The sequence below is a fragment of the Rickettsia sibirica 246 genome (assembly GCF_000166935.1).
Lineage (GTDB): Bacteria > Pseudomonadota > Alphaproteobacteria > Rickettsiales > Rickettsiaceae > Rickettsia > Rickettsia rickettsii.
Window position 1 is genome coordinate 615,729 of the sequence record NZ_AABW01000001.1, and the last position, 22,302, is coordinate 638,030.

Sequence of the window (22,302 nt, forward strand, 5' to 3'; positions counted from 1 at the left end):
TTATAGAATTTTCGTTTTGTGTCATTCCCGCTCCTGCAGGAATGACATCAAACGCGGTTTTTGAGCTATGCAACAAATCTTTTAATAGCTCGCAATGACAAAATCAATAATTATTAAACAGTGCCTTTAACAAGAATAGTGGATTATGCGATAATTCGTTATTCGGAAAAAATTAATCAACTTATTGTTACCTTCAATTCTTTATCCTTTGAATTTATTTTAACCGTTTTACCGCTACTTATTTCGCCTGCTAAAATCATTTTGGCTAAATTATTTTGTATTTCCCGCTGGATAAGACGTTTTAAGGGTCTTGCTCCAAAGCTTGGATCATAACCTTTTTCGGCTAAATAATTTAATGCAGATTCATCAAATTCAAGAATAATATTTTGTGCTAGTAAAATTTTCTTTAAACTTTCAAGCTGTATCTTAACTATATCATGAATATTATTACGATTTAGGCGATGGAATAATATAATCTCGTCTAGTCTGTTTAAAAACTCAGGTTTAAATACTGCTTTTACATATTCCATAACCTCATCCTTTACTTTATATGTATCTTCGTCCTCTTTCTGATTAACGAGTATCTCAGCACCTAAATTAGACGTTAAAACTATTATAGTATTCTTAAAATCAACCGTTATACCTTGACTATCTGTTAATCTTCCCTCATCAAGTATTTGCAGCATAATATTAAATATGTCGGGATGGGCTTTTTCAACCTCATCAAATAATATTACCTGATAAGGACGGCGTCTTACTGCCTCCGTCAACACTCCGCCTTGATCATATCCGATATAGCCGGGAGGAGCTCCTATCAGGCGAGAAATAGCGTGCTTCTCCATATATTCCGACATATCTATACGAAGTATTGCATTACGGTCATCAAAAAGAAAACCAGCTAAAGCTTTGGTAAGCTCGGTTTTACCGACTCCGGTCGGTCCTAAGAATAAGAACGAACCAAGTGGGCGGTTAATATCTTGAATCCCTGCACGTGATCTTCTTACCGCATCACTAACACCTTTAATTGCCTTATCCTGCCCTATTACCGATTCTCGTAATTTCTGCTCCATCACAAGCAGACGCTCACGTTCACTTGATAGCATCGTATCAATTGGAATACCAGTAATACGAGAGATAATACTTGCTATATCGCTTTCCGATACAATTTCTTTTAACAGCCCTTTATTATCCATACTTTCGGCTTCCTGAATCTTTTTCATAATCTCAGGTATAATTCCGTATTTTAGCTCACTAGCTTTAGCGAGATTAGCATCACGTTCGGCACGTTCAAGCTCGTTTCGGCTACGGTCTAGTTCTTCTTTGAGCTTTTGTGTTTGCTGTAGTTTAGCCTTTTCAGCTTGCCATTTAGCTCCCATATCATAGGATTGAGACTCTAATTTTTCTAATGCTGTAGTTAAATGCTCTATTTTCTTTTTAGAATGCTCGTCATTTTCTTTTTTAAGTGCTGCAAGCTCTACTTTTATCTGAATAATACGACGGTCCAGCTCATCAAGCTCTTCTGGTTTACTTGATAGCTCTATTTTCATACGGCTACAAGCTTCATCAATCAAATCAATAGCTTTATCAGGTAAATAACGATCGGTAATATAACGGTTTGATAACGTCGCTGCTGCAACTATTGCACTATCGGAAATTCGCACTGCATGATGCAGCTCATATTTTTCTTTAATTCCTCTAAGTATTGATATAGTATCCTCAACCGTCGGCTCACTCACGTAAACAGGCTGAAAACGACGAGCAAGTGCCGCATCTTTCTCGATATATTTACGATATTCATCTAGAGTAGTAGCACCGATACAATGCAGCTCACCACGAGCAAGCATCGGCTTTAATAAATTCGAGGCATCCATAGCACCGTCGGTTTTTCCCGTACCGACTAATAGATGCAATTCATCGATAAATAAAATAATTTCACCGCTTGATTCTTTGATTTCGCTAAGCACTGCTTTAAGACGTTCTTCAAATTCGCCTCGATATTTAGCTCCCGCTATTAAAGCTCCCATATCAAGCTCAATAATACGGCAATTAATAAGCGATTCAGGTACGTCCTTACTAAATATTCGTTGTGCAAGCCCCTCTATTATAGCAGTTTTACCGACTCCAGGTTCTCCAATCAATACAGGATTATTTTTCATACGTCGTGATAGTACCTGCACCGTTCTTCTTATTTCTTCATCACGTCCGATGATCGGATCAAGCTTACCGCTTTCGGCAAGCTCTGTTACATCTCTGCCATATTTCTTTAAAGCATCGTAACTATTTTCTGCCGATTCGGTATCTGCTTTTTTGCCTTTACGAAACTGTAAAATAGCTGTTGCTATTTTTTTATTATTAATTCCATTATTCGTTAAAATTTTACCGGCTATAGTATTATCATACGTTAATGCTTCAAATATACGCTCTATGGTTACAAAGCTATCCCCACTGTCTTTAGCAATGCTACTAGCTTTTTCTAAAACTTTAAGAGCTTCAGCAGAAGAATAAACTTGTCCCCCTCCCTCAACCTGAACTTTTGGGATTTTATTTAGTTCTAGCTGAACTTGATCTTTTAATAAGTTTATATTACCGCCAGTATTATTAATAAGGGTTTGAATTATACCTGTTTCTTCACTTAAAAGACTAGATAATAAATGCAAAGGTAATATTTGCTGATGATCATTTTTAGCAGCAAGTGATTGGCTACTAGCTATCACTGATTTAGCATGTGCAGTAAATTTATCAATATTCATATAAATAATATATTTTAATTAATAAAGTTAAATATTTTTAACTAAACTATTTTTATATAATAATTTTTAATTAAAATAACAAGAGATGCACAACTACATATAGAATTTTATAATGCTTTCATCATTAAAAAAACAATTTGATAACGATAAGGAGTTTTTATTAAATCATACAAAAGAATTTTTAACCACACCCGGAGTAGGCGTTACTTTAGAAACAAATAGAGCGAAAATTGAAGGAAAAAACGGTGAAACTCCAATATTAATACGTGACGGTCGTAACAATCCCAATGAAAAAATTGTTTTAGGCACTAAAGCTTTTGAAATGCAATATTTAAATGCTATCAGAGGAGCGATAAACATAGCAAAGGGCAAAATAAACCTGAGCTTGTGCTGAAATTAAATAAAAAAACAGTAAAATTTATTAATAGTTTTAATGCTTTGAATATGGAAAAATCACAAGAAAACATCTCAAAAATAGGCAAGCTGAAATTGACAGTGTTGCTGAATTGCTAGGAAAAAATGATATTAAAAATGCTCATAAAAAATTAAATGTTGCTAAAGATTTTCAAAATTTCAATGATGAGCATTGTAATATAGTCACTTTGTCAAAAGTCATCAATGATGAGGGAAAAGAGCATATTGTAGTCGAAGCGGAAGTAGCTTTTAAAGACTTGACAGAAGAACAAAAGCAAGAATATCAAAATAGAGACGGTAAAAACTGGTATAATGTAATGCCTGAATGCGAGAGGAAGCTTGTTGATCAGTATACTGATACAATTTAAAACGGTAGGCATGTTATCCCAACCCAGTTACGACAAATTGTTGGCATGAAAAACGCCTTTGAGAAAATTGGGGCAATAACCGACAAAGACGGTAAAAATTTTGAAACATTGCTTATATCTAAACATGCAGGTACATTAGCTTCGATTTCAAATGATATAGATTCTAGACAAAAAATTACCAAATTAAATGCACGCCAAGTTCAAGAATGGCTTGAAGACGGCGTTATTCTTCATACTAATACATTAAACTCAGGTCCTATAGGAGCTGGCAATGATCCCACAATTGCTGATCAGACAAAAAAATCTATGGAAAATGTCGGTGGGAAAAATACTAATACTCCTCTTAATTTATTTAGGCTTATAGGAGTAACAAATAACTTTGCAGGAGTGAGTGATACTTTAAACAAAATAGCAAAAAATTTACCGACTGAAAAAGGAATTGATGAATTAAAAGCACATATTAAACCGAGAAGCAAATTTGAACATTTTTTTAGGATAAATAAACCTAAAGGAAATGCAGCAGAAACAATTAACAATGCAAATTTAACGGATCAGGAAAAAGAAATATTAAAAAAAGCTGTAACATTAAGAAAAAATATTGAACAAGCAGATATTCCTTTTAGAGTATCCTTCGAGACAAAACTTCCTGTTATATCTTTTGATAAAGAAAATATTAATCTAAATATATCAGATGTCTTAAGTAATTTAACAGCAAAAATAAGACAAAATAAACAAGAAACTAAAACCACTAGTTTAATAAATTTACCTCAGGAAGAAATATGCACAATGTGTGCCAGCGGTAAAGATAGAGAAGGGCTTAATGAACATAATAAAATATCTCAAGCAGTATCAAAAAATATACCGGTATAAAAAGAAACAGACATCGATAAACAATTACTTAAAAACTGTCATATTACTCAGCAAGCAGGTAGTATTTATGTAGGCGGTGCAACAATAGGTTGTTACGGCACTATAAAAAAGAAAATAAAAGAGTCATTCCAAAAAGTAGAAAAGAAACACTTGCTGCTATAATGGCATTAACTGCTAAAACTAATAAAATTGCAGACAAAAAAAAGATGGATAAAAGATAGATGCAGAATATGAAAAAAATCACCCTAGAGAATCTATCGCAATACGCAGTGATAGGAAAGTTGTTAAACCGTTAACTAAATCGGTATCACAGCTTAAACTAAGTATAACCCCACCGGTTAAATTTAATAAAAGTCAAAATATAGGTATGGAGCAATAATGTTAGAACTTACAATTGTAACAGGTGGTACTAGAGGAATAGGTAAAGCTACCGCTTTAGAATTAAAAAATAAGGGTCTTACGGTAGTTGCTAATTTTTTCAGCAATTACGACACTGCTAAAGAAATAGAAGAAAAATACAGTATAAAAACCAAACGCTGGAATATTGCGGATTTTGAAGAATGTAGAAAAGCAGTAAAGGAAATTGAAGAGGAGTTTAAAAAACCGGTAAGTATTCTTGTAAATAATGCCGGTATTGCCAAAGATAAAATGCTACATAGAACGAGTCATCAAGATTGGAATGATGTGATTAACATTAATCTCAATTCTTGCTTTAATATGTCTAGTAGCGTAATGGAGCAGATACGAAACCAAGATTACGGTCGTATAATAAATATCAGTTCAATTAATGCTCAAGCAAGGCAGGTTGGGCAGACTAATTACTCTGCTGCTAAAGCTGGAATTATCAGCTTTACTAAGGCCCTTGCTCGTGAAACTGCTTCTAAAAATATCACCATTAACTGTATAGCTCCAGGGTATATTGCAACCAAAATGGTAGGAGCAGTACCCGAAGACGTGCTTGTTAAAATCGTTAATAGTATCCCCAAAAAAAGACTAGGACAGCCGGAAGAAATAGCTAGAGCCGTGGCATTTTTAGTTGATGAAAATGCCGGATTTATCACAGGTGAGACTATTTCTATCAACGGCGGCCATAATATGATTTAAACAATTAACTAATAATAGATTAGAATATGAAAGAGATCGTAAACCAATTAATCTCTAAAGGAAGAGAACTTTTAAGTAAAAATGAATATAAAGAAGCACTTAATATATTTACCTTAAATTAAATAATATAAAGGTTTTCTACACATCTATTATTATGAAGGCATCACTTACTTGTGTTGGGGAGAGTATTATAATAATGTTGAACAAACAGACCTTTTTACCTTAAGGCAGTAGCTTCATTACGACAAACAGCTCTATATACATCTAAACCTAAAGATACTGATATTTTATTAGGAAAAGCTTTTTATAAAGCAGGCAAATTAAGCGAAGCTGGTACTGTACTTAACAAATATATATATATCTTGTCCAGAGAATGAGGAAGAATTTCAGGAAATTCTCAGTCAAATAACTCCAGAACTTAATAAAACTAATAATTCACCGATGTTATCGAGAGATAGTAGTCAATTAACTTCGTTTAATAATAAAGATTCGCATGATATAATAGAAGTGAGTCAAACATTAAATGCATTAATAAGCATAATAGCTAAACATGACCACGATATAGCTCGACATGCGCAAGCAATTGCAGACATAAAAAAATGTTACAATCTGCAAATGTTGGGTATACTGCAGATATAAACAACCAAATTAAAGAATTGAAAGTCATTAACCCTAAATTAGAAGAATATTATAAATGTTTTAATATGGCTTTACAACAATGTATGTATTGCTGCTAGTGCTGTAAGTAGCGGTCTAGTAGTTCCTGATGCAGGGTATTTAACGTGTGAGTGCCTCTTCTCTTATAAAATGGGTTTGTTATCTTGGCGACATAGCAGCGTCTGGTTTTTTAAATTCTATTGCCACTGCTCTAATAGCAGTTCTGCATGATGCCGGTGATAATATGTTTAACTCTAAGGAAGAAAAAAAGCTAGTAGATGTACTTACTAAATTTTGTAAAATGATTAATAAACAATCTGATATAACCGTACCTGTAGGACAAGATCTACAGAAATTAGCTTTACTTTTTGCTAATTTAAGGAGTGTAGAAATCAAAAAAAAATAATGAGACAGATTTCAGTAATTTCTTTACGACTAAATTGCCAATGCACAATAAATTTTTTCGTTATGATACCAAATAATATCAAAGAAATGAATAGTAATCCTATGGAAAAATTAGCGTTTCAAGATGCTATTTCTTTGATTAGTTATATGTATCATCATGCAGAGGATATATTAAAGAGTTCTAAATCGTTGTTAAATCAAATTTTAACTACTACAAAAGAAGAATTAAGCACATCATGGGATGATATAAAGAAAACTACTTCCGGCAATGTAGAGTACGATTTATGGCAAATGGAAAAGCAAGTACCTGAATCTGAAATAATAACTGAGAAAGCAAAAAGCGGACAGCTGCGAAGTATAAAGATATCTTGCTTTTCGGTTGATTGCTCAAAACCACTTTAAAAAAATAGCGATTTCTTCAACCGGTATCAGAAGAGGAGTTGAAGATTTTCTTAATCAAAAATATTTTGCTGATAAATTTACTGAAGAAGAACAAGGTTGTTTTGTCTTATTCTTAGCATATAAAATATTTAGATATGGTAATAAGGTATGTCTCAAATATTTTAGCGAGCAACAGCCGGAGCTAATTACAAAAATTTTCGATGATTATCCTCATTTATTTTTTAGGAGAGAGGCAATTAACATATATATTAAAAATAAAGATGGTAGACAAAAAGCATTAGATGCAATAAAGTTAAAATCGTCAAATAAATTTTTTAAAGATTGCTTTGATACAGTATTCCCTAAGGTAGATGTTGTTGTAAACCTCATATTTGAAGAAGAACCTAAACCGAAGCACGTACCTAATGAACCTGAGCTTGTATTTAACTTAGAGCTCATACCTTTAAATATAGACGAAAATGATGATGTACTACCAACAAGTAATGTAGAAAATAACCACTAAATTTTTAAAATGACTAGCATATATCACATTCTTGACCGTGTTCCTGCTATTTATAAGCAGGACATGGAAATAGAGTATGAGCATTTGGCTATGCAATTAATTAAGTCCGGTAAATTACGGATAGATACCGATGATTGCTGCAATTTTGCAAGGTTTACCGAACCTGCTCTTAATATAAGCTTAATGGTTAGTCAAGAAGAGCTAACAAGCCCGCATTTAATCCCTGAAACTACCAAGCTTTTTCAAAATTTATACAAAAATTCCGCTTCAGATCAAAAAATAAAATCAATTTTCGATAATTTAAAAAAGCAAATACAAAAGCTACAGCCGGTTAAGAAAGAAGTAACCGAAATGCTAGCACGTATTTTTGTTCAGTCGGCTCATCCGATCGTAATAAGGTGGCTTCTTCTTAATAAGACGGAAGTATTTCTTACCTACTCACATAATATCGGCGATATGATGGATATGGTTAGCTGGCAACGAGTAGGCGGTAATAGCGGTATGCAAAGCACTAACGGCAAGGACGTAGCTATTTTTGTTTCATGCGGCGGTAATCCTTTTGCTGAAAACAATAAAGATCATCCGACTTACGGCAACGGCTTTGCTGCGGCAGCAAGACTTCAGATTATCGCAGCCCAAGAGCTTGGGCATTTTGCCGATATAAAGAGAGATGATAAAGGCAGGCAAATAACTCGCCATTCGGCTAATTTTTCCGGTACTAAAGCTACCGATAAAGTACGAATTGCTAGAAAAAATGACATAATACATTGTCATAATTTGCTGAGTAAGCTCCTTAAAGCAGGTATGAAAAAGCAATTAGATTATGAAACGAAACTTAAATTTTATAATGCAAATAAAGTTAGTGGCTTAAAAGTTTATGCTATAAAATTCATGATTTTTATATATAAATTTCAGCTTCTAAATTATAGCAGTAGGAATAATCTAATATTTGTAAGAAAATTTAAAACTGATGAATATATGGCATTAATGATTGATGCTATGTTTAAAGATATGCAAGCTAATTTATCACCGGCAGCTGACGTGTATAAAAATAAAAACCCTGAAATTGAAGAAGCGATAGCCTGCATTGAAGCCTTAGCAAGAGTACCGCAACAAACCGTAAAATGGGGATATTTAACTACCAAAGAAACTATGCATGACCTTTATAAAATATATTATAACGAGGTTATACCTTCTTTAATTACTAGCTATAATGCTATCACCGGTGAAAATTATCAACGTGATTTTAAAAAGCCAAAAAGTAATTTCTTTTCTAAAATCAATATCTTTAGTAACAAAAAGTTAGTACTAAAACCGGTTAGGGAATTATGAGTATACTGATGTGAAATGAAGAATGGTAGACGAAGATTAACTTCAAAAAGAGCAAGGAATTCACAAGGCGATGAGGCATTGCTGCGTGGATATTTGTTTTTGCGTCATTGCAAGGAAAATTACAAAGTAATTTGACGAAGCAATCTCAGGAGTTTGTTATTATTTCATGAGATTGCCACGCAGCCTACGGCTGCTCGCAATGACGATTTGGTATCCCGCACAGGAATGATATTTTTAGAACAATATCTTTAACTTTATGAACCTTTGGTGGCTAGTATATTTGCTGTGTAAATTACAGTTATACGTTGCAAATAGCTCAATATTCTTATGAGCGGTAAGTAAACTTGTACCTACATTATAGCCGACTTTCGGTGTGCTGCTACTTGTAGTGTTCTCAAAGTAATTATCTACCCAAATAAATCTAGCTTTCACCTTAGGTTGCTTATTGCTAAAGCTATTTTCTACAGAAGCATGTAGTCCCGGTACTATTTGAGTATCGTTTGATAATCTCTTAGGAGCGGTTAATTTTATGCCTGCAATCCCTGTAGTTAAGTTACCGGACTTACCAGTGACATACATATCATTCACACCTGTACCGGTTTGCTGCAGTATAAGTATATCCATTAGGAACAAATCCATCTCCATTACTCATCCTCAAAATTGATAGGGCGGCTACATCATTCGCCGTGTGAACCCTATTAATATTAATCACAATATTTGTACCGAATGCCGTAGGGAGATTTTGAAAAACTATACCGCTTTCTCCTAAAGCATTTATAGTAATATTACCTTCAAGTACTACATCACCGGTAAGAATTACGTTACGTCTAAGATCGAATGTCGAGCCATTAACGTTACCGTTAATTGTAATATCCTGCGTGCAAATATTATAAGTTCCCGAATCAAAATTAGTTTGTCTAGAATGAATATCATTATGCAATTTGTGTTCATGATTACCTTCAAACATCACTTTAGAAACTTGTTTGGTTTGTGAGCCGATTTCATAAATATCAGGAATCTTTACGAAAGTTACCTCTCCTCTCATACTAATAGTTTTAGTATTAGTAATATTACCGGTAAAACCTTTATTAACCCTTACCTTCCCAAAACTTATAAACTCTAAATTCCCTGTATCTATTACACTGCCGTTGCGATGTTTCATATCAACTTTTTCTTTAAATACAAGCTCAATAGATTCAACGGCACTAATATCATTACCGGTAATGGTTAGCTCAGAACCTGTTCCATTACCGCTTATAAGCTTTAGCTTTGCTTTTGCATTATTATTATTGGCGCCATATGCAAGAGGTGCTCCTAAAGCATTTTGAACTGCCCTTTGAGTTTGCAGATTGTCAACGTTAGTTATATTGTTAATACTAACTCTTGTAGTTGGATTGCCTTCAATAATAGTAAATACCCCATTAAAACCATAAAGATTAATATCATTAATATTTGGGGCAAAATTAACCATATGGTTATTTTCTGCGATAATAATATTGTCATTATCTTGTGGAAGATAATGGTTGTGATTATATCTTCAATTATTCATCGTACCTATATTAGAAGATGGATTTCCCGCCGGAATAATATCCGCCGCAAAGCCTCCCATGCTTGCAAGCAGCCCAATAATACTACTGGTTGCTAGTAAAAGTTTATTAAAAAAAATTTTGTTCTTATTAGTTATAATTTCCCCTATAACTTATTGCTTTTAATGATTTTACCACTTAACTTATCAGTCATTATACACTATTTATTTACAACACATAATAATTAATGAATAAATTTACTATTAGTTAATATTTATTAATTATTTACGATGGCGTGATTTATGAAATTTAAGGGAAATAGGCTGGTTTAATGAAAGGTAGGGGTTATGGTGTTTGTTTGGTAGGTAATCATCATTGCGAGCAGGCATTGCCCGTGTGGATCAGTTTTCCGTTGTCATCCCGTGGTTTGACCACGGGATGACACCGAGTGCGTTTTTCAATTCGCACAATAATGTCGTAATTTCCTCGCAATGACGTCAAAATAACATCCTATTCATCATCATCATCGTTAGAATCATTCGATTTCTTAAGAGAGTTTTTGAAATTATTTAGGTCTTTATTTTCAAATATTTCAATAGATTTTAAAGTCTCGTTTGGAATTATAACTATAATATTTTTACTTAATTCATCTAAATAATCAGTGGTAACGGCAACTTTCAGTACTCCTCCATATTTGCTCTGTTTGCTACTTACTACAAAATCTTTTAAAGATTTACTTTTAAAATAGTTTTCAGAAGTAAAGATCATTGTTATAAAAAATAGTACTAACGAGATAGTAGTACCTACGGCAAATCCTGCTAATAGCCCTAAGAATCTGTCAATAAAACCGTTTCTCATAAATGAAATTATAGCAAGAAATTTATAAACTATAAAAACACATAAAATTAAAGCAATAACATAAGATATAACACCGGCAATAATTATTCTTATAACCTCATTATCCATATATTTCCCGATTAGGTCAGAAATATATGGATATAAAAAATATCCTAACATTATAGAAGTAATAAAACCGAGTATTCTAGTTGCAAACCCGATTATGCCTTGATATAAGCCGAAAAATGAGAAAAGAGTAATAATAGCAAAAATAGTAATATCAAAAAATGTGACCATTATTGTTAACTTCTATTGAATAATTGGATTTAAATCTTATATATTATATAATTAAAGTTTAATTTATGGGCGATAAAATTTTTCATAACTTATCCGGTAAAACACTAGTTGCTACACCGCATGTAATTACAAAAGGCATTTACCATAAATCCTTAATTTATATGTTATCACACACGGAAGAAGGAGCAATAGGATTAATATTTAACCGCTTAGTAAATCATATAGATTTAAAATCGTTTTTTAAAATAAAAAATGACAAAATAACAACCCCGGTTATGGTTCCTATATATCTTGGCGGACCCGTAGAACATGAAAAAGGGTTTTTTCTTCATTCTAGCGATTATAATAAAAATTTGTTATTGGATTTCCATAATGATTTAGCAGTAAGCTCTAATTTAGAAATTTCAGAAGATATAGCTTTCGGTAAAGGACCTAAAAATAGCTTATTCATTGTCGGTTATACAGCATGGAAACCAGGGCAACTTGAAGAAGAATTAGAGACAAATCTATGGCTGGTTATGGATTGTAATAAAGAATTTATTTTTGCCGATAATCCTGAAAGTAAATGGCATAATGCATTAAAACACTTAGGCATTGATGAAATACATTTCTCATCACAAATAGGAAATGCTTAGAGATTATCTGTTAACCATTTTTCGGTAAGCCTAAGTAATAATGCTTTAAAAATTTTCCCTGACTGCTAATTAAATACACAAAATTAGAATGTTGTAATTCATATTTGTTTGTTTTTACATCAAATATTTTGGATGTATAGAAGACCTTAAGTTGATCTGCTAATTGTTCAATATCTTGGACTCTCCCTGTTAAACCTATAAAATTATCATCTATTTTTTCTAAATATTTTTTTAATACTTCACTTGTATCATGCTCAGAATCTAGAGTAATAAAAACTACTTGTACTAAAATATTCTCTTTCTTCAAAATCTTAATAATATCTTCTACTCTTTTTAGTGTTTGATTGTCATATAAGGAATAGGTAGTACCAAAATAAATCAAACTTAAATGACCTTGCAAATGGGTACTATCAAATTTCTTTCCTTCTTGATCTATAAGAGTAAACTTAATTTTAGGCGAATCGTCCATATTACTAGTTTTCGCACCAATCTTAAGCTGAGACGGAGTTAATGAAGAATACAATAAACATAAAAATATTATGCCCGTAATCATAGCTAGGGCTATAAAAATTTTTATAATATACATTTGGTTTTTATTATTTCTCATAACCTAAGTAATTATTAATATTTATTTATAATAAAACTTATTCTTATCATATATGCAATAAAAATCATCTTTCAGTATATTAAATATCGTAATATCTAAATTGTGATATTTTTAGTTAAAATTAATTAATTTATTAACTAAATTGAAATTTTTTGAGTTAAGATTATTAAATAAAAAACAACTAAGAAACGGATTAATTATGTACAATTATACCGTTTATGTAAAACGTTTAAATGATAAATTTAAAAAACAAGAACATACGGAAATAGTAGATAGTACTATTTCAAATACTAAATGACAACAACAATGCAACTCAACCGATACAAACACACTCCTAAATCAAAATTCGTTTGAAATAACAAATAATATTGAACACAATAAAGCAGAAAATATGAGGGATATAATGATGTTGAAAAAAGAAGAAATAAAGGAAGCAGAAATGGAACATTTTATATCCAATATGTAAAGGATAAAAATTTTATCGACTTAATAATAAAGATAATGAGAAATATGAATCTATTATTGATAGGAGTAATAAAGCTATAATTATATTAGGGCAAGAGAAAGAAGATTTAAAGCTCATAGCTAATTTTCTTAAAGACGGTGAATTAATATTAGAAAGTAATGAGTATGGAGATTGGGACTGCTCAAAAAAAGTCTAACCACAAGTTCAAATATTTTAGATAGTTTTTATATAAAAAACGCAAAATATTTAACATATAACAGTTCTTATTTGGATGCGGCTAATTCATCCTCTGAATCTACTATTGACAAATTTTTCCTACAAAAAATTCTAACTTTTCCCTTGTCAAAGCCAATGTCGGTATATTTGAACAATTTACTAAATTATATTGATATAAATGAAGGTAATTTATCTATAGTAGTGACTGATAGCCCAAACAAGCAATAATCATACTCGTATATCTAAAATTATTGATGAAACTATAAAACTCGGTAATTTTAGCGATGAACAAAAGAGTATCATTAATAAAATAAAAGATTCTATTTTTACTTCAAGCTAGCGAGCAAGCAAAAGACTATACAAAGCTATTAAATATTAGAGATGATAATTATATCATTCTAGATGAATATAATAAAATAACAATCGACGGCGAAAATTTAACATATATTTTAAATTCTATAAATATAATTAATAAAGAAGTACCAATTAGTATCAATGAGCTTAAAACATATATAGAAAATAATTTAAAGTTTTGAAGATGTTTTGCCTAAAACAGACAAATTGAAACAATTAATAGATATAGTAAATTATTATAAACAGTTAGAAGACAATGCCAAAACTATAGGAAATTTCTTAGAAACCGTTAAAAAATTAAATCAGCTTTTAGAAACACCGAAATCAGAAAATAAATTAGAGAATCTTCTAAATCACCTTAACTATATTTATCTAACATCAAATTTTCCGAAAAAGAAAATTTGGTTACACTTAATTCTGCAAAATGGTTTAACGATTTATTTACCTCGGGGCATATAATATAAAAGAAAAGTTATTAGAATCATTTAAGCATACAATATGCAAAGATAAAGATTCATTTTATAACAAATTAAATGAGACTATTGAAAAATTTTATGAAGATATCAAAAATAACGATGTTTTAGACTTAAAAGCAATCAATAATATATATAAAAACTTTTTACAGCATATTAACAATTCTAGCACTGATGTTGAAAATTTAGATAATATTAAATTATTTTTAACAAAGAGCTTTAAGAATTTTAATAATATATTAGGTATAACTATAAATAATAGCATTAGTAATTTAGAAAAACTAATAGGCTCAGTCAGCAAGCAAGAAGCTAAATCTCTTTGGAAGTATATTACCGCCTCTAAATCTATTACAGAAATATCTCAAAATCTCGATAAAGTAATATATGATAAGCTTTTACATCAGCCTGTGTTACCTGATCAAGCGCTACCTATTTATAATTTATTAGGAAAATTACTAAAAGAAACTCACAAATCTATTAATGATTGTTATAAAAACGAAAACTTATATAAACATCAATTAGCAAAAATTTATTGTCAACAAGCACAAATCTGTACACCTAATGGCTCAACAAAACTATCTAAAAACTCAATAGGATTGTATGAAAACGCTGCTAGCCTTGGTTCTGAAGAGGCAAATATAAAACTTGGGAAGATTGAATTTAAGAGCGGAAATTATGTAAAAGCTTTAGAATATTTTAAAAATACTACTCATATATCTTATGCAAAAGAAGCTTTTAATGAATTATTACATCTAAAAGAATCAGAACTAAAAAAGAAAATACAGCAAAAGAAAATACAGCAAAAGAAGCTAAATTAGCATCAGAAATAATTGAATTATATTCAAGCCAAGGTGATTTTTATAACCAATATAATCTAGATATATCAGAAAAAAGTCTGCAAGATTCACTAAAAGTATTTTGTCTTAATACGAAAGCTCTCATAGAAGAACAAGGAAGACCTAAACCTTATGGAATATTATATGATTTGTCTAAAGAGTTAACATCAATAATTTCTTCACCGTGTAGTCAACTTAAATTTATACAAAAAACTGAAAAATATAAAAATTTAACAGAAAAATTATACGAATATTACGACAAACCGGTCACATGATTCATACTTTAAAGAACCTTTACTGAAGTTCGATGATTTACACCTTAATTCTTCATTTAGACCATATTATAATAATAATGAAGATTCTAGCAATATGTTAGGTGCTTGTTATAATTCCTCAGAGTTAGCCTCAATGAGAAAAATTTAATATCTCTTAATACAATTTTTATAGACAAGCAGAAATGTGGTGCTAGTATAAAAATAGCTATATTTAACGATGAATTAGATTATGACAAATAATCAATTTTCTGAAGATACCAAAAAAATTGCTGATCAAATAAAAGATGCATTAATGGGTATTAGTGACGATCTTGTACTTGAAAGTAAAGAGGTAGAGGAAATTTTTGAAGAATTAAGCCAAAATGAAGAATTTGAGCATGAGATGGAACGAATGCTTTCTATCTTAAATGAACAAACTATGGATCTAACTCAACTGCAAAGTCGGATTATCTTATTAATCCGTAAGTATTTAGGTAAAACTAAAAACTTAAAGCTTAAAATGCTTAAAATGGATGAGAAACTCATTAACAAGAATGTTGCCGAAGTCAGTAATTATTTAATGCATCAGCATTCTAAAATAGTTAGAGATGCTAATAAAAACCTTACAAACCCAAAAGACAAATTACAAGGTTTAACCAAACAAGCTAGAATAGACTTAAAACGTTTATTAAAAAGCTTTGCCGTTTACCAAATTTATATGTTTATGAACCCAAAAAGAATAGCAGGCGAAACGAAGCTAATGAACTTCGCCTATAATATGATCAAAGGGGGCATGAAACTCGCTAAAAAATATGAAGGCGGCAAGGAACAAGAAATTAAATCATATTCACCTAGACTTATTAAAAAACTTGAAAAATCTCATGTCGGCTTTAAAAAAAGTGGCGGTATATCAATTTAACTATTGTATCTTTTTATAAAGAGCTTATACTAAACTAACATTAATATTATGATAGGTATTAAGCTTTCAACTTAAATTATGTAAACTTAATATTGCGGAACTAATAACTTGGGTACATCTTGGCTGCAGTACTCAAGAAAAACACCACGCTCAACCTGTAAAAATTAACATAAAACTCTTTCTCTCAACTCCTCCCCTTGCTACTGTAACGGATAATATAAATGATACTGTTTGTTATGCAAAAATCGTACGGCTAGTACAAAAACTTTCTCAAGAAAATCACTTTAATCTTATCGAGTATTTAGCCGCACAAATATATGTGATATTATTTATCAAAATTTTATCGAATCTAAATTAGAAAAGATTTTTCTAAAGTAACCGTTACTAAATTAAAATCACCGGTTTCAGGAGTGCATGGCGGAGTTTCTTTTTCTTATTCAGGAAAGGAGACACTATGATTTATATTTCTATAGGCAGTAATTTAGGTAATAAACTTTTAAATATTAAAAAAGCTCTAAATTCACTAAAAAAGTTGTAATTTTATATCGCTTAAGCAAGCTATTATTTTTGAAACACAAGCTATTCTACAACCTAATGCAGATAAAGCTTGGGATAAATCATATTTAAATATGGTGGTGCAGGGCAAAAGTACTTTAACGCCTAGTAAACTTCTAATTGAGCTTAACAAAGATTGAAAAACAACTAGGTCGAGCAAGCTCTTACGATAAATGGTCTCCAAGAGTTATTGACTTAGATATCCTACTTTGGAATAATTGCCATATAGATTTACCTGATTTAAAGATACCGCATCCTGAAATATTAAACAGACCGTTTCTTATTCATCTAATTGCAGGTTTAAGCTTGGAATGTCGTTATTCATGTCCGATCAATAATTTTTACAACAATAAAACCTTTGCAGAAATAGCACATTTAATTGAACATCAAGGAGTTATACGCTCTCTTGTTTTAAATCCTCAATTTGTCCTTATTTTAAACATTACTCCTGATTCTTTTTCTGATGGAGGATTGAGTTTTCATAAAGAAGATGCCGTTAGAAATTTTGTACGCTTGATAAATGAAGGGGCTACAATAAATTGAGCTTGGATCACAATCAACACGTCCTTCTGCTTTAATTATTAATGAAGATGAAGAATATGCAAGGCTTAATAATGTTCTTGAAGAGCTTAAGGAAGTTATAAAGGAAAAAAAAGTTATAGTCAGTATTGATAGTTTTACTCCTGAAGTAATTAAACGTGTTTTAAAAAAAATACCCTATTTCCTGTATCAACTTGGTTAAAAATAATCTAGATGATTATACATTACGATTAATTGCCGATTATAATTGTAAAATTATTACTATGCATTCATTAACCGTTCCACCGCAAAAACAAAAATGTCTTGATTTCGATAAATCTCCGCTTGCTAGCTTAAATATATGGACAGAGCAAGAAATAACAAAATTAGAAAAATGTGGATTTGATAGAAAAAATATCATTCTTGATCCTGGAATTGGTTTTGGAAAATCCGTTTATCAAAATTTATATATTACAATATATTAAAGAATTTAAAAATCTAGGATGTGAGATATTGTTAGGACACTCACGAAAATCTTATATTTCCGCTTTTTATAATTCCAAAGCATCGGAAAGAGACTTAGAAATAATAGCAATATCAAAATATTTAATGGAAAACGTAGTTGATTATTTACGAGTGCATAATGTTATAGAGCATCAAAAATTTTTTGTAGCAGACCATATGATTAACTATATCTTATGAAAAATAGAAAAATCATCGGTATAATGGCATGTGACCCACAAGGGGTGATAGGTAATAAAGGTCAGATGCCTTGGTCTTATACTAAGGAGTTTGAATATTTTTATCAGACGGTAAAAAATAATATTATAGTCATGGGACGAAAAACCTTTGACTCTATACCTACAAAGATTTTAAAAAATTGTATTTGTATTGTTTTTTCAAGAAATACACCATTACAATCTTATAATAATATATTTTTTATTAAATCCTTAGATGATTTTTGGCAGGTAATAAAACCTTTTACTGATAAAAAAATTTTTATGGTTGGAGGGACAGAAATAGCAACTCTTTTCCTAGAACAAAATCTTATTGATGAATTTTTACTTACAAAAATAAATAAAAATTATGATGGAGATACTTTTTTGCCTCTTAATCTTTTAGCAGAATGGCATTCTGTAATAATAGATAAAACAAACAATTATCAGATTTATAAATTTACTAAGAGGAGGTAAGATGAAATTTTTAGCACAGCTTAATATAAAAATCTTGAGCAATATAACCTCTTAAATCATCCATTTTTCAATTATGGCATATGGGAAAACTTACTCATTCTACTTTACAAATTTACACAAAAGAATATTATCATCACGTTACAGCTTTCCCACGTTATATTAAGTGCAATACATTCCAAATGTAGTGATATACTACAAGCTAGACAAATATTACTTGGTAATCTTATAGAAGAAGAACAAGGTGAAGAAAATCACCCGGAACTATGGAAACGTTTTGCTAAAGGACTTGGATGTTTAAGAAACCAACGCACTTCAGAACCTAAATTAGACTCAACTCAAAAACTTGTTCAAGGTTATTAAATTAACAGAGGAATCTTTTTCTATAGGTCTTGGAGTACTTTATGCTTATGAGCGTCAGACTCCTAAAGTATCTGACTCTAAAATTCAAGGATTACAAAAATTTTATGGAAATTCAGATTACAGAACTTTACAGTCCTTCATTGTTCATAGTAAAGTTGATCAATGGCATACACAAGAATGTGCAAATTTGATTAATAATTTAAGCTCAAAAGAACAAACATTAGCATATCAAGGAGCAAAACTACTATGGCAATTTCTAGAGGGTATAAATGCAACGTATCAATAATTTAACTATTATTCTTTCATAAAATGAAAAATATCTTCCTACATTCCTTAAGTCTTGAGAATTATCGTAATTTTAAAAATCTTGAACTAAAAACAGATAATACACCAATAATTTTAATAGGTGAAAACGGTAGCGGTAAAACTAATATTTTAGAAGCTATATCGCTATTTTATCCAGGAAGAGGGCTGAGATCAGCAAAACTTGCCAACGTATGCAAAACTTCAGAAGATCATTGTCTAGTTAAAGCTCTATTGCAAAGTAAGCTAGGACTTGCAGAATTTACCACCCAATTTAAACGTAGTTCTAATAGAAGGATAACTGAGTATAACGAAAGTAAAATAGCCAATAATGAGTTAAATAAATTCACTAGCATGGTATGGCTGACTCCACACATGGAAGGAATCTTTACAAGCGGTAGCAGTGATAGAAGAAAATTTCTTGATAGAATAGTTTATAATTTTGATCCAAAGCATGCAGAGCTAGTTAGTAAATACGAATATTACATGCATGAGAGAAATAAAATTCTAGTAGAAGATATAAGAGATGATAATTGGCTTAAAATTATTGAAGAAAAGATGGCTGATATTTCTAACCATATTGCTAATAATCGCTTAAAAACCTTAGAATTTATGCAGCAAGCAATAGATGACCTTGAAAATGAATTTCCAAAAGCCGATTTATCGATTGACGGCATTGTTGAACAAAAAATATTAAACGGCAAAAAAAATATTGTTAGTTTTATTACTGCAGAACTTTATCAAACAAGAAGCAAAGATAAACTACTTGGTCGCACTAGTTTTGGAGTTCATAAAAGTGACTTTTTAGTAAAGCATCAAAAGAAAAATATCTTAGCCAAATTCTGTTCTACCGGTGAACAAAAAGCTATATTAATTGCAATAATCCTTGCTGAAATGAATTATGCTATAAAGCTAACTAAAATAGCACCGATTTTACTTTTAGATGAGGTCTTTGTGCATTTAGACGACAAAAGACGTCAATATTTAATCGAATTTTTGACCGGCTTAAACATGCAACTATGGGTTACCACTACCAATCTAGAGGGAATAGAAAATTTTGCAACTAAAGCACAATTGATTAAGTTATAGTTTGTTTAATAATGTCATTCCTGCGAAAGCAGGAATCCAACATAAAGCGAGATAAATCAAGCTTTTAATTTCAAAAATTTGCTGTATTTAATACTTTTTTTCTGGATTCCTGCTTTCGCAGGAATGACATTGAACACTTTTCTCACACCATGTAACAACGCCCGCTAAAAGCGGGAATGACATCAAGTGTATTTTCTGATCCATACAATAAAGCACTATCCCAATCAGATTCACAAGAAAAATTTCATCCTTCTTGATTTTTATCGCACCTCTTAAAAAACCAAAATAACTATTATTATTTTTCATAAAATAAACTTACACTTCACTTACATATTATTAGTTAAATTTAAAGTTTTTTGTATATAAATATATTGCTTAATCTTTTGAAACTGCTTAAAATTGATTTTTAATTTAATGTAAATACTATGACAAAACAAGCTAATAAAATATCCTATGATGAAGTACCTTATTCTCCATTTACTTTCAGTTATACCTCCCCACCTTATTTAAGAACTATCGGCAAGCTATTCGGGCTAAACCCTCCACCTCTTGAAACTGCTAAAATACTTGAACTCGGTTGTGGAATCGGTGTTAATCTGCTTAACTTTGCTGAAACATATCCTAAATCACAATCTCTAGGTGTTGACTTATCCAAAACACAAATAGAATTAGGTAAAAAAATTATCAGTGATTTGAAAATAAAAAATGCCGAACTAAAGGCATTATCTATATTGGACCTTGATGAGTCATACGGTAAGTTTGATTACATAGTTTGTCACGGCGTATATTCATGGGTACCTGAAGAAGTACAAGATAAAATACTCAAAGTCTGTAATAAACTGCTAAATCCGAACGGCATAGCTTTTGTAAGCTACAATACGCTCCCGGGCTGGAATATGCAGAGAACAATACGTGAAATGATTATGTTCCATTCAGAGCTATTTAATACTAGCCATGATAAATTACAGCAAGCTAAATTACTTTTAAAGTTCATCAATGACTCATTAGAAAGCTCCACAACGCCTTATTCTAATTTCTTACGAGATGAAACAAAATTATTATCTGCATATACGGACTCATATGTATTACATGAATATTTAGGCGAAATTAATACAGGTATATATTTTCACCAATTCATAGAAAAAGCTCAAAAAAATCATCTAAATTACTTAGGTGATACGTCGCTTACTGCAATGTTTATCGGTAATTTACCTACTCAGGCAGCAGAAAAGCTACAAGCCGTTAATGATATTGTTCGTACTGAGCAATATATGGATTTTATCACTAATAGAAAGTTCCGCTCGACATTATTATGTCATCAAAACATACCTATAAACAGAAAAATTGAATTTAATAATTTAAAAGAGTTTTTTACTAGCCTTAATATTAGACCGGTAATTCTAGAAAAAGCTGTTGATTTAACTAACGAACAAGAAAATGTTAGCTTCTATTACGAAAATTTACCTGAGCCTTTTATTTCAACCACTTCGCCAATCATGAAAGCTATTTTATATGTATATGCCGAAAATATTAGCAATCCGATAAGCTTAGAACAAGTAGCAAAAGAAGCTTTTAAAAAGCTTGGTAAATATCAATTACAAGATTTCTTAGCAGCATTAGAACAGCATTTTATCATATTCATTTTTCAAGGTTATCTCAAAATATTTGAGACAAAACCTCATGCTATAGCAACTATCACCGAAAAACCTAAAACTAGCGAATTTGCAAGATACCAAGCAAAACAAGCATATTTTAATAATGTAACTAGCGTGTTTAGCGTCACTAATAGACTTAACGATATGGTAGGTATACCGATACATGAAAAATATATTTTAGAAATGTTAGACGGTACGCATAATATTGATGATATTAAGAAAGGTGTTCTTGAAAAAATTAATTCAAAACTTTTAACTGCTCGTGACGATAAAGGACAGGAAGTAACAGATCCAAAATTATTAAAAGAATTTGTTGACTATGTAGTTAATACATCCCTTGAGAAATTCCGGATAAATTATCTGTTAGTAGAGTAATTAAAATGTTCGTGATCAAGTCTGCTTTG

Annotated in this window: 26 protein-coding genes and 1 pseudogene; 22 read left to right on the forward strand and 5 right to left on the reverse strand. The window is 30.9% G+C overall.

Annotated features, from left to right (window positions below):
• Positions 1–176: 176 nt before the first annotated feature.
• Positions 177–2,750, reverse strand: coding sequence for an ATP-dependent chaperone ClpB (gene clpB / locus RSIB_RS02875; RefSeq protein ID WP_004996877.1), 2,574 nt, complete (start codon positions 2,748–2,750; stop codon positions 177–179).
• A 112-nt stretch (positions 2,751–2,862) separates the two neighbouring features.
• Between clpB and RSIB_RS02870 the strand changes: the two genes are divergently transcribed.
• The 9 genes from RSIB_RS02870 (at position 2,863) to RSIB_RS02835 (ending at position 8,804) form a co-directional block, all read left to right on the forward strand.
• The gene (locus RSIB_RS02870; RefSeq protein ID WP_004996878.1) at positions 2,863–3,144 is read left to right on the forward strand and encodes a hypothetical protein; all 282 of its coding nucleotides are present in this window, start codon (positions 2,863–2,865) and stop codon (positions 3,142–3,144) included.
• Positions 3,145–3,256: 112 nt separating this feature from the next.
• Positions 3,257–3,532: a hypothetical protein gene (locus RSIB_RS02865; RefSeq protein WP_004996879.1), complete on the forward strand. Its 276-nt coding sequence runs from the start codon at positions 3,257–3,259 to the stop codon at positions 3,530–3,532.
• A gap of 45 nt (positions 3,533–3,577) precedes the next feature.
• Positions 3,578–4,402 carry a hypothetical protein gene (locus RSIB_RS09365; RefSeq protein ID WP_004996888.1) on the forward strand — a complete coding sequence of 275 codons (825 nt, stop codon included), beginning with the start codon at positions 3,578–3,580 and terminating at the stop codon, positions 4,400–4,402.
• A gap of 378 nt (positions 4,403–4,780) precedes the next feature.
• A complete protein-coding gene (locus RSIB_RS02855; RefSeq protein ID WP_004996893.1) occupies positions 4,781–5,506 on the forward strand; it encodes an SDR family oxidoreductase in 726 nt (241 codons plus the stop codon).
• Between the two features lie 441 nt (positions 5,507–5,947).
• On the forward strand, positions 5,948–6,145 hold the full coding sequence (locus tag RSIB_RS09780; RefSeq protein WP_004996895.1) for a hypothetical protein: 198 nt from the start codon (positions 5,948–5,950) through the stop codon (positions 6,143–6,145).
• Positions 6,146–6,290: 145 nt separating this feature from the next.
• Entirely contained in the window at positions 6,291–6,569 is a 279-nt protein-coding gene (locus tag RSIB_RS06910; protein WP_004996897.1) for a hypothetical protein, read from the forward strand.
• Between the two features lie 62 nt (positions 6,570–6,631).
• Positions 6,632–6,970, forward strand: coding sequence for a hypothetical protein (locus RSIB_RS02845; protein WP_244261517.1), 339 nt, complete (start codon positions 6,632–6,634; stop codon positions 6,968–6,970).
• A complete protein-coding gene (locus RSIB_RS02840; protein ID WP_004996902.1) occupies positions 6,948–7,472 on the forward strand; it encodes a hypothetical protein in 525 nt (174 codons plus the stop codon). The genes RSIB_RS02845 and RSIB_RS02840 overlap by 23 nt, the downstream gene beginning before the upstream one ends.
• A 9-nt stretch (positions 7,473–7,481) precedes the next feature.
• Entirely contained in the window at positions 7,482–8,804 is a 1,323-nt protein-coding gene (locus RSIB_RS02835) for a DUF2748 family protein (RefSeq protein WP_010976735.1), read from the forward strand.
• A gap of 234 nt (positions 8,805–9,038) precedes the next feature.
• Here the strand turns inward: RSIB_RS02835 and RSIB_RS02830 are convergent, their stop codons facing one another.
• The 3 genes from RSIB_RS02830 to RSIB_RS02820 form a co-directional block, all read right to left on the reverse strand.
• A complete protein-coding gene (locus tag RSIB_RS02830) occupies positions 9,039–9,428 on the reverse strand; it encodes an autotransporter domain-containing protein (protein WP_004996906.1) in 390 nt (129 codons plus the stop codon).
• Positions 9,385–10,275, reverse strand: coding sequence for a hypothetical protein (locus RSIB_RS02825; protein ID WP_004996907.1), 891 nt, complete (start codon positions 10,273–10,275; stop codon positions 9,385–9,387). The genes RSIB_RS02830 and RSIB_RS02825 overlap by 44 nt, the downstream gene beginning before the upstream one ends.
• A gap of 565 nt (positions 10,276–10,840) precedes the next feature.
• Positions 10,841–11,464 carry a CvpA family protein gene (locus tag RSIB_RS02820; protein WP_004996909.1) on the reverse strand — a complete coding sequence of 208 codons (624 nt, stop codon included), beginning with the start codon at positions 11,462–11,464 and terminating at the stop codon, positions 10,841–10,843.
• 65 nt (positions 11,465–11,529) lie between these two features.
• Here RSIB_RS02820 and RSIB_RS02815 point away from each other — a divergent pair, with 65 nt between their 5' ends.
• Positions 11,530–12,099 carry a YqgE/AlgH family protein gene (locus RSIB_RS02815; RefSeq protein WP_004996911.1) on the forward strand — a complete coding sequence of 190 codons (570 nt, stop codon included), beginning with the start codon at positions 11,530–11,532 and terminating at the stop codon, positions 12,097–12,099.
• A gap of 10 nt (positions 12,100–12,109) precedes the next feature.
• Here RSIB_RS02815 and RSIB_RS02810 read toward each other — a convergent pair whose 3' ends face one another.
• On the reverse strand, positions 12,110–12,706 hold the full coding sequence (locus RSIB_RS02810; RefSeq protein ID WP_016728418.1) for an SCO family protein: 597 nt from the start codon (positions 12,704–12,706) through the stop codon (positions 12,110–12,112).
• Positions 12,707–13,343: 637 nt separating this feature from the next.
• Here RSIB_RS02810 and RSIB_RS08985 point away from each other — a divergent pair.
• The 12 genes and pseudogenes from RSIB_RS08985 (at position 13,344) to RSIB_RS02760 (ending at position 22,273) form a co-directional block, all read left to right on the forward strand.
• Positions 13,344–13,616, forward strand: a complete 273-nt coding sequence (locus tag RSIB_RS08985) for a hypothetical protein (RefSeq protein WP_162009630.1) — start codon at positions 13,344–13,346, stop codon at positions 13,614–13,616.
• Between the two features lie 315 nt (positions 13,617–13,931).
• The gene (locus RSIB_RS02805; protein ID WP_016728417.1) at positions 13,932–14,201 is read left to right on the forward strand and encodes a hypothetical protein; all 270 of its coding nucleotides are present in this window, start codon (positions 13,932–13,934) and stop codon (positions 14,199–14,201) included.
• Between the two features lie 421 nt (positions 14,202–14,622).
• Positions 14,623–15,033, forward strand: coding sequence for a hypothetical protein (locus tag RSIB_RS02800; protein WP_004996918.1), 411 nt, complete (start codon positions 14,623–14,625; stop codon positions 15,031–15,033).
• Between the two features lie 522 nt (positions 15,034–15,555).
• Entirely contained in the window at positions 15,556–16,224 is a 669-nt protein-coding gene (locus tag RSIB_RS02795; RefSeq protein WP_004996920.1) for a DUF5394 family protein, read from the forward strand.
• A gap of 103 nt (positions 16,225–16,327) precedes the next feature.
• Positions 16,328–16,582, forward strand: coding sequence for a dihydroneopterin aldolase (locus tag RSIB_RS07845; RefSeq protein ID WP_231284276.1), 255 nt, complete (start codon positions 16,328–16,330; stop codon positions 16,580–16,582).
• A gap of 317 nt (positions 16,583–16,899) precedes the next feature.
• A complete protein-coding gene (locus tag RSIB_RS09370; protein WP_004996922.1) occupies positions 16,900–17,322 on the forward strand; it encodes a 2-amino-4-hydroxy-6-hydroxymethyldihydropteridine diphosphokinase in 423 nt (140 codons plus the stop codon).
• A gap of 37 nt (positions 17,323–17,359) precedes the next feature.
• Positions 17,360–17,521, forward strand: a complete 162-nt coding sequence (locus RSIB_RS10230; RefSeq protein ID WP_272942536.1) for a hypothetical protein — start codon at positions 17,360–17,362, stop codon at positions 17,519–17,521.
• Positions 17,514–18,000, forward strand: a pseudogene (locus RSIB_RS09785) (dihydropteroate synthase). The gene RSIB_RS10230 and the pseudogene RSIB_RS09785 overlap by 8 nt, the downstream one beginning before the upstream one ends.
• Entirely contained in the window at positions 17,997–18,491 is a 495-nt protein-coding gene (locus RSIB_RS02775) for a dihydrofolate reductase (protein WP_004996932.1), read from the forward strand. The pseudogene RSIB_RS09785 and the gene RSIB_RS02775 overlap by 4 nt, the downstream one beginning before the upstream one ends.
• Positions 18,492–18,834: 343 nt before the next feature.
• Entirely contained in the window at positions 18,835–19,137 is a 303-nt protein-coding gene (locus RSIB_RS02770; protein WP_004996934.1) for an iron-containing redox enzyme family protein, read from the forward strand.
• 23 nt (positions 19,138–19,160) lie between these two features.
• Positions 19,161–20,243, forward strand: a complete 1,083-nt coding sequence (gene recF / locus RSIB_RS02765; RefSeq protein WP_004996936.1) for a DNA replication/repair protein RecF — start codon at positions 19,161–19,163, stop codon at positions 20,241–20,243.
• A 425-nt stretch (positions 20,244–20,668) separates the two neighbouring features.
• The gene (locus tag RSIB_RS02760) at positions 20,669–22,273 is read left to right on the forward strand and encodes a methyltransferase regulatory domain-containing protein (RefSeq protein WP_004996937.1); all 1,605 of its coding nucleotides are present in this window, start codon (positions 20,669–20,671) and stop codon (positions 22,271–22,273) included.
• Positions 22,274–22,302: the final 29 nt, after the last annotated feature.

Bases quoted from the DNA above. Each gene is read 5' to 3' on its own strand.
- clpB (WP_004996877.1), bottom strand. From the start codon at position 2,750: ATGAATATTGATAAATTTACTGCACATGCTAAATCAGTGATAGCTAGT.
- RSIB_RS02870 (WP_004996878.1), top strand. From the start codon at position 2,863: ATGCTTTCATCATTAAAAAAACAATTTGATAACGATAAGGAGTTTTTA.
- RSIB_RS09365 (WP_004996888.1), top strand. From the start codon at position 3,578: ATGAAAAACGCCTTTGAGAAAATTGGGGCAATAACCGACAAAGACGGT.
- RSIB_RS02855 (WP_004996893.1), top strand. From the start codon at position 4,781: ATGTTAGAACTTACAATTGTAACAGGTGGTACTAGAGGAATAGGTAAA.
- RSIB_RS09780 (WP_004996895.1), top strand. From the start codon at position 5,948: ATGTTATCGAGAGATAGTAGTCAATTAACTTCGTTTAATAATAAAGAT.
- RSIB_RS02845 (WP_244261517.1), top strand. From the start codon at position 6,632: ATGATACCAAATAATATCAAAGAAATGAATAGTAATCCTATGGAAAAA.
- RSIB_RS02835 (WP_010976735.1), top strand. From the start codon at position 7,482: ATGACTAGCATATATCACATTCTTGACCGTGTTCCTGCTATTTATAAG.
- RSIB_RS02830 (WP_004996906.1), bottom strand. From the start codon at position 9,428: ATGGATATACTTATACTGCAGCAAACCGGTACAGGTGTGAATGATATG.
- RSIB_RS02825 (WP_004996907.1), bottom strand. From the start codon at position 10,275: ATGGTTAATTTTGCCCCAAATATTAATGATATTAATCTTTATGGTTTT.
- RSIB_RS02820 (WP_004996909.1), bottom strand. From the start codon at position 11,464: ATGGTCACATTTTTTGATATTACTATTTTTGCTATTATTACTCTTTTC.
- RSIB_RS02815 (WP_004996911.1), top strand. From the start codon at position 11,530: ATGGGCGATAAAATTTTTCATAACTTATCCGGTAAAACACTAGTTGCT.
- RSIB_RS02810 (WP_016728418.1), bottom strand. From the start codon at position 12,706: ATGAGAAATAATAAAAACCAAATGTATATTATAAAAATTTTTATAGCC.
- RSIB_RS02795 (WP_004996920.1), top strand. From the start codon at position 15,556: ATGACAAATAATCAATTTTCTGAAGATACCAAAAAAATTGCTGATCAA.
- RSIB_RS02775 (WP_004996932.1), top strand. From the start codon at position 17,997: ATGAAAAATAGAAAAATCATCGGTATAATGGCATGTGACCCACAAGGG.
- recF (WP_004996936.1), top strand. From the start codon at position 19,161: ATGAAAAATATCTTCCTACATTCCTTAAGTCTTGAGAATTATCGTAAT.
- RSIB_RS02760 (WP_004996937.1), top strand. From the start codon at position 20,669: ATGACAAAACAAGCTAATAAAATATCCTATGATGAAGTACCTTATTCT.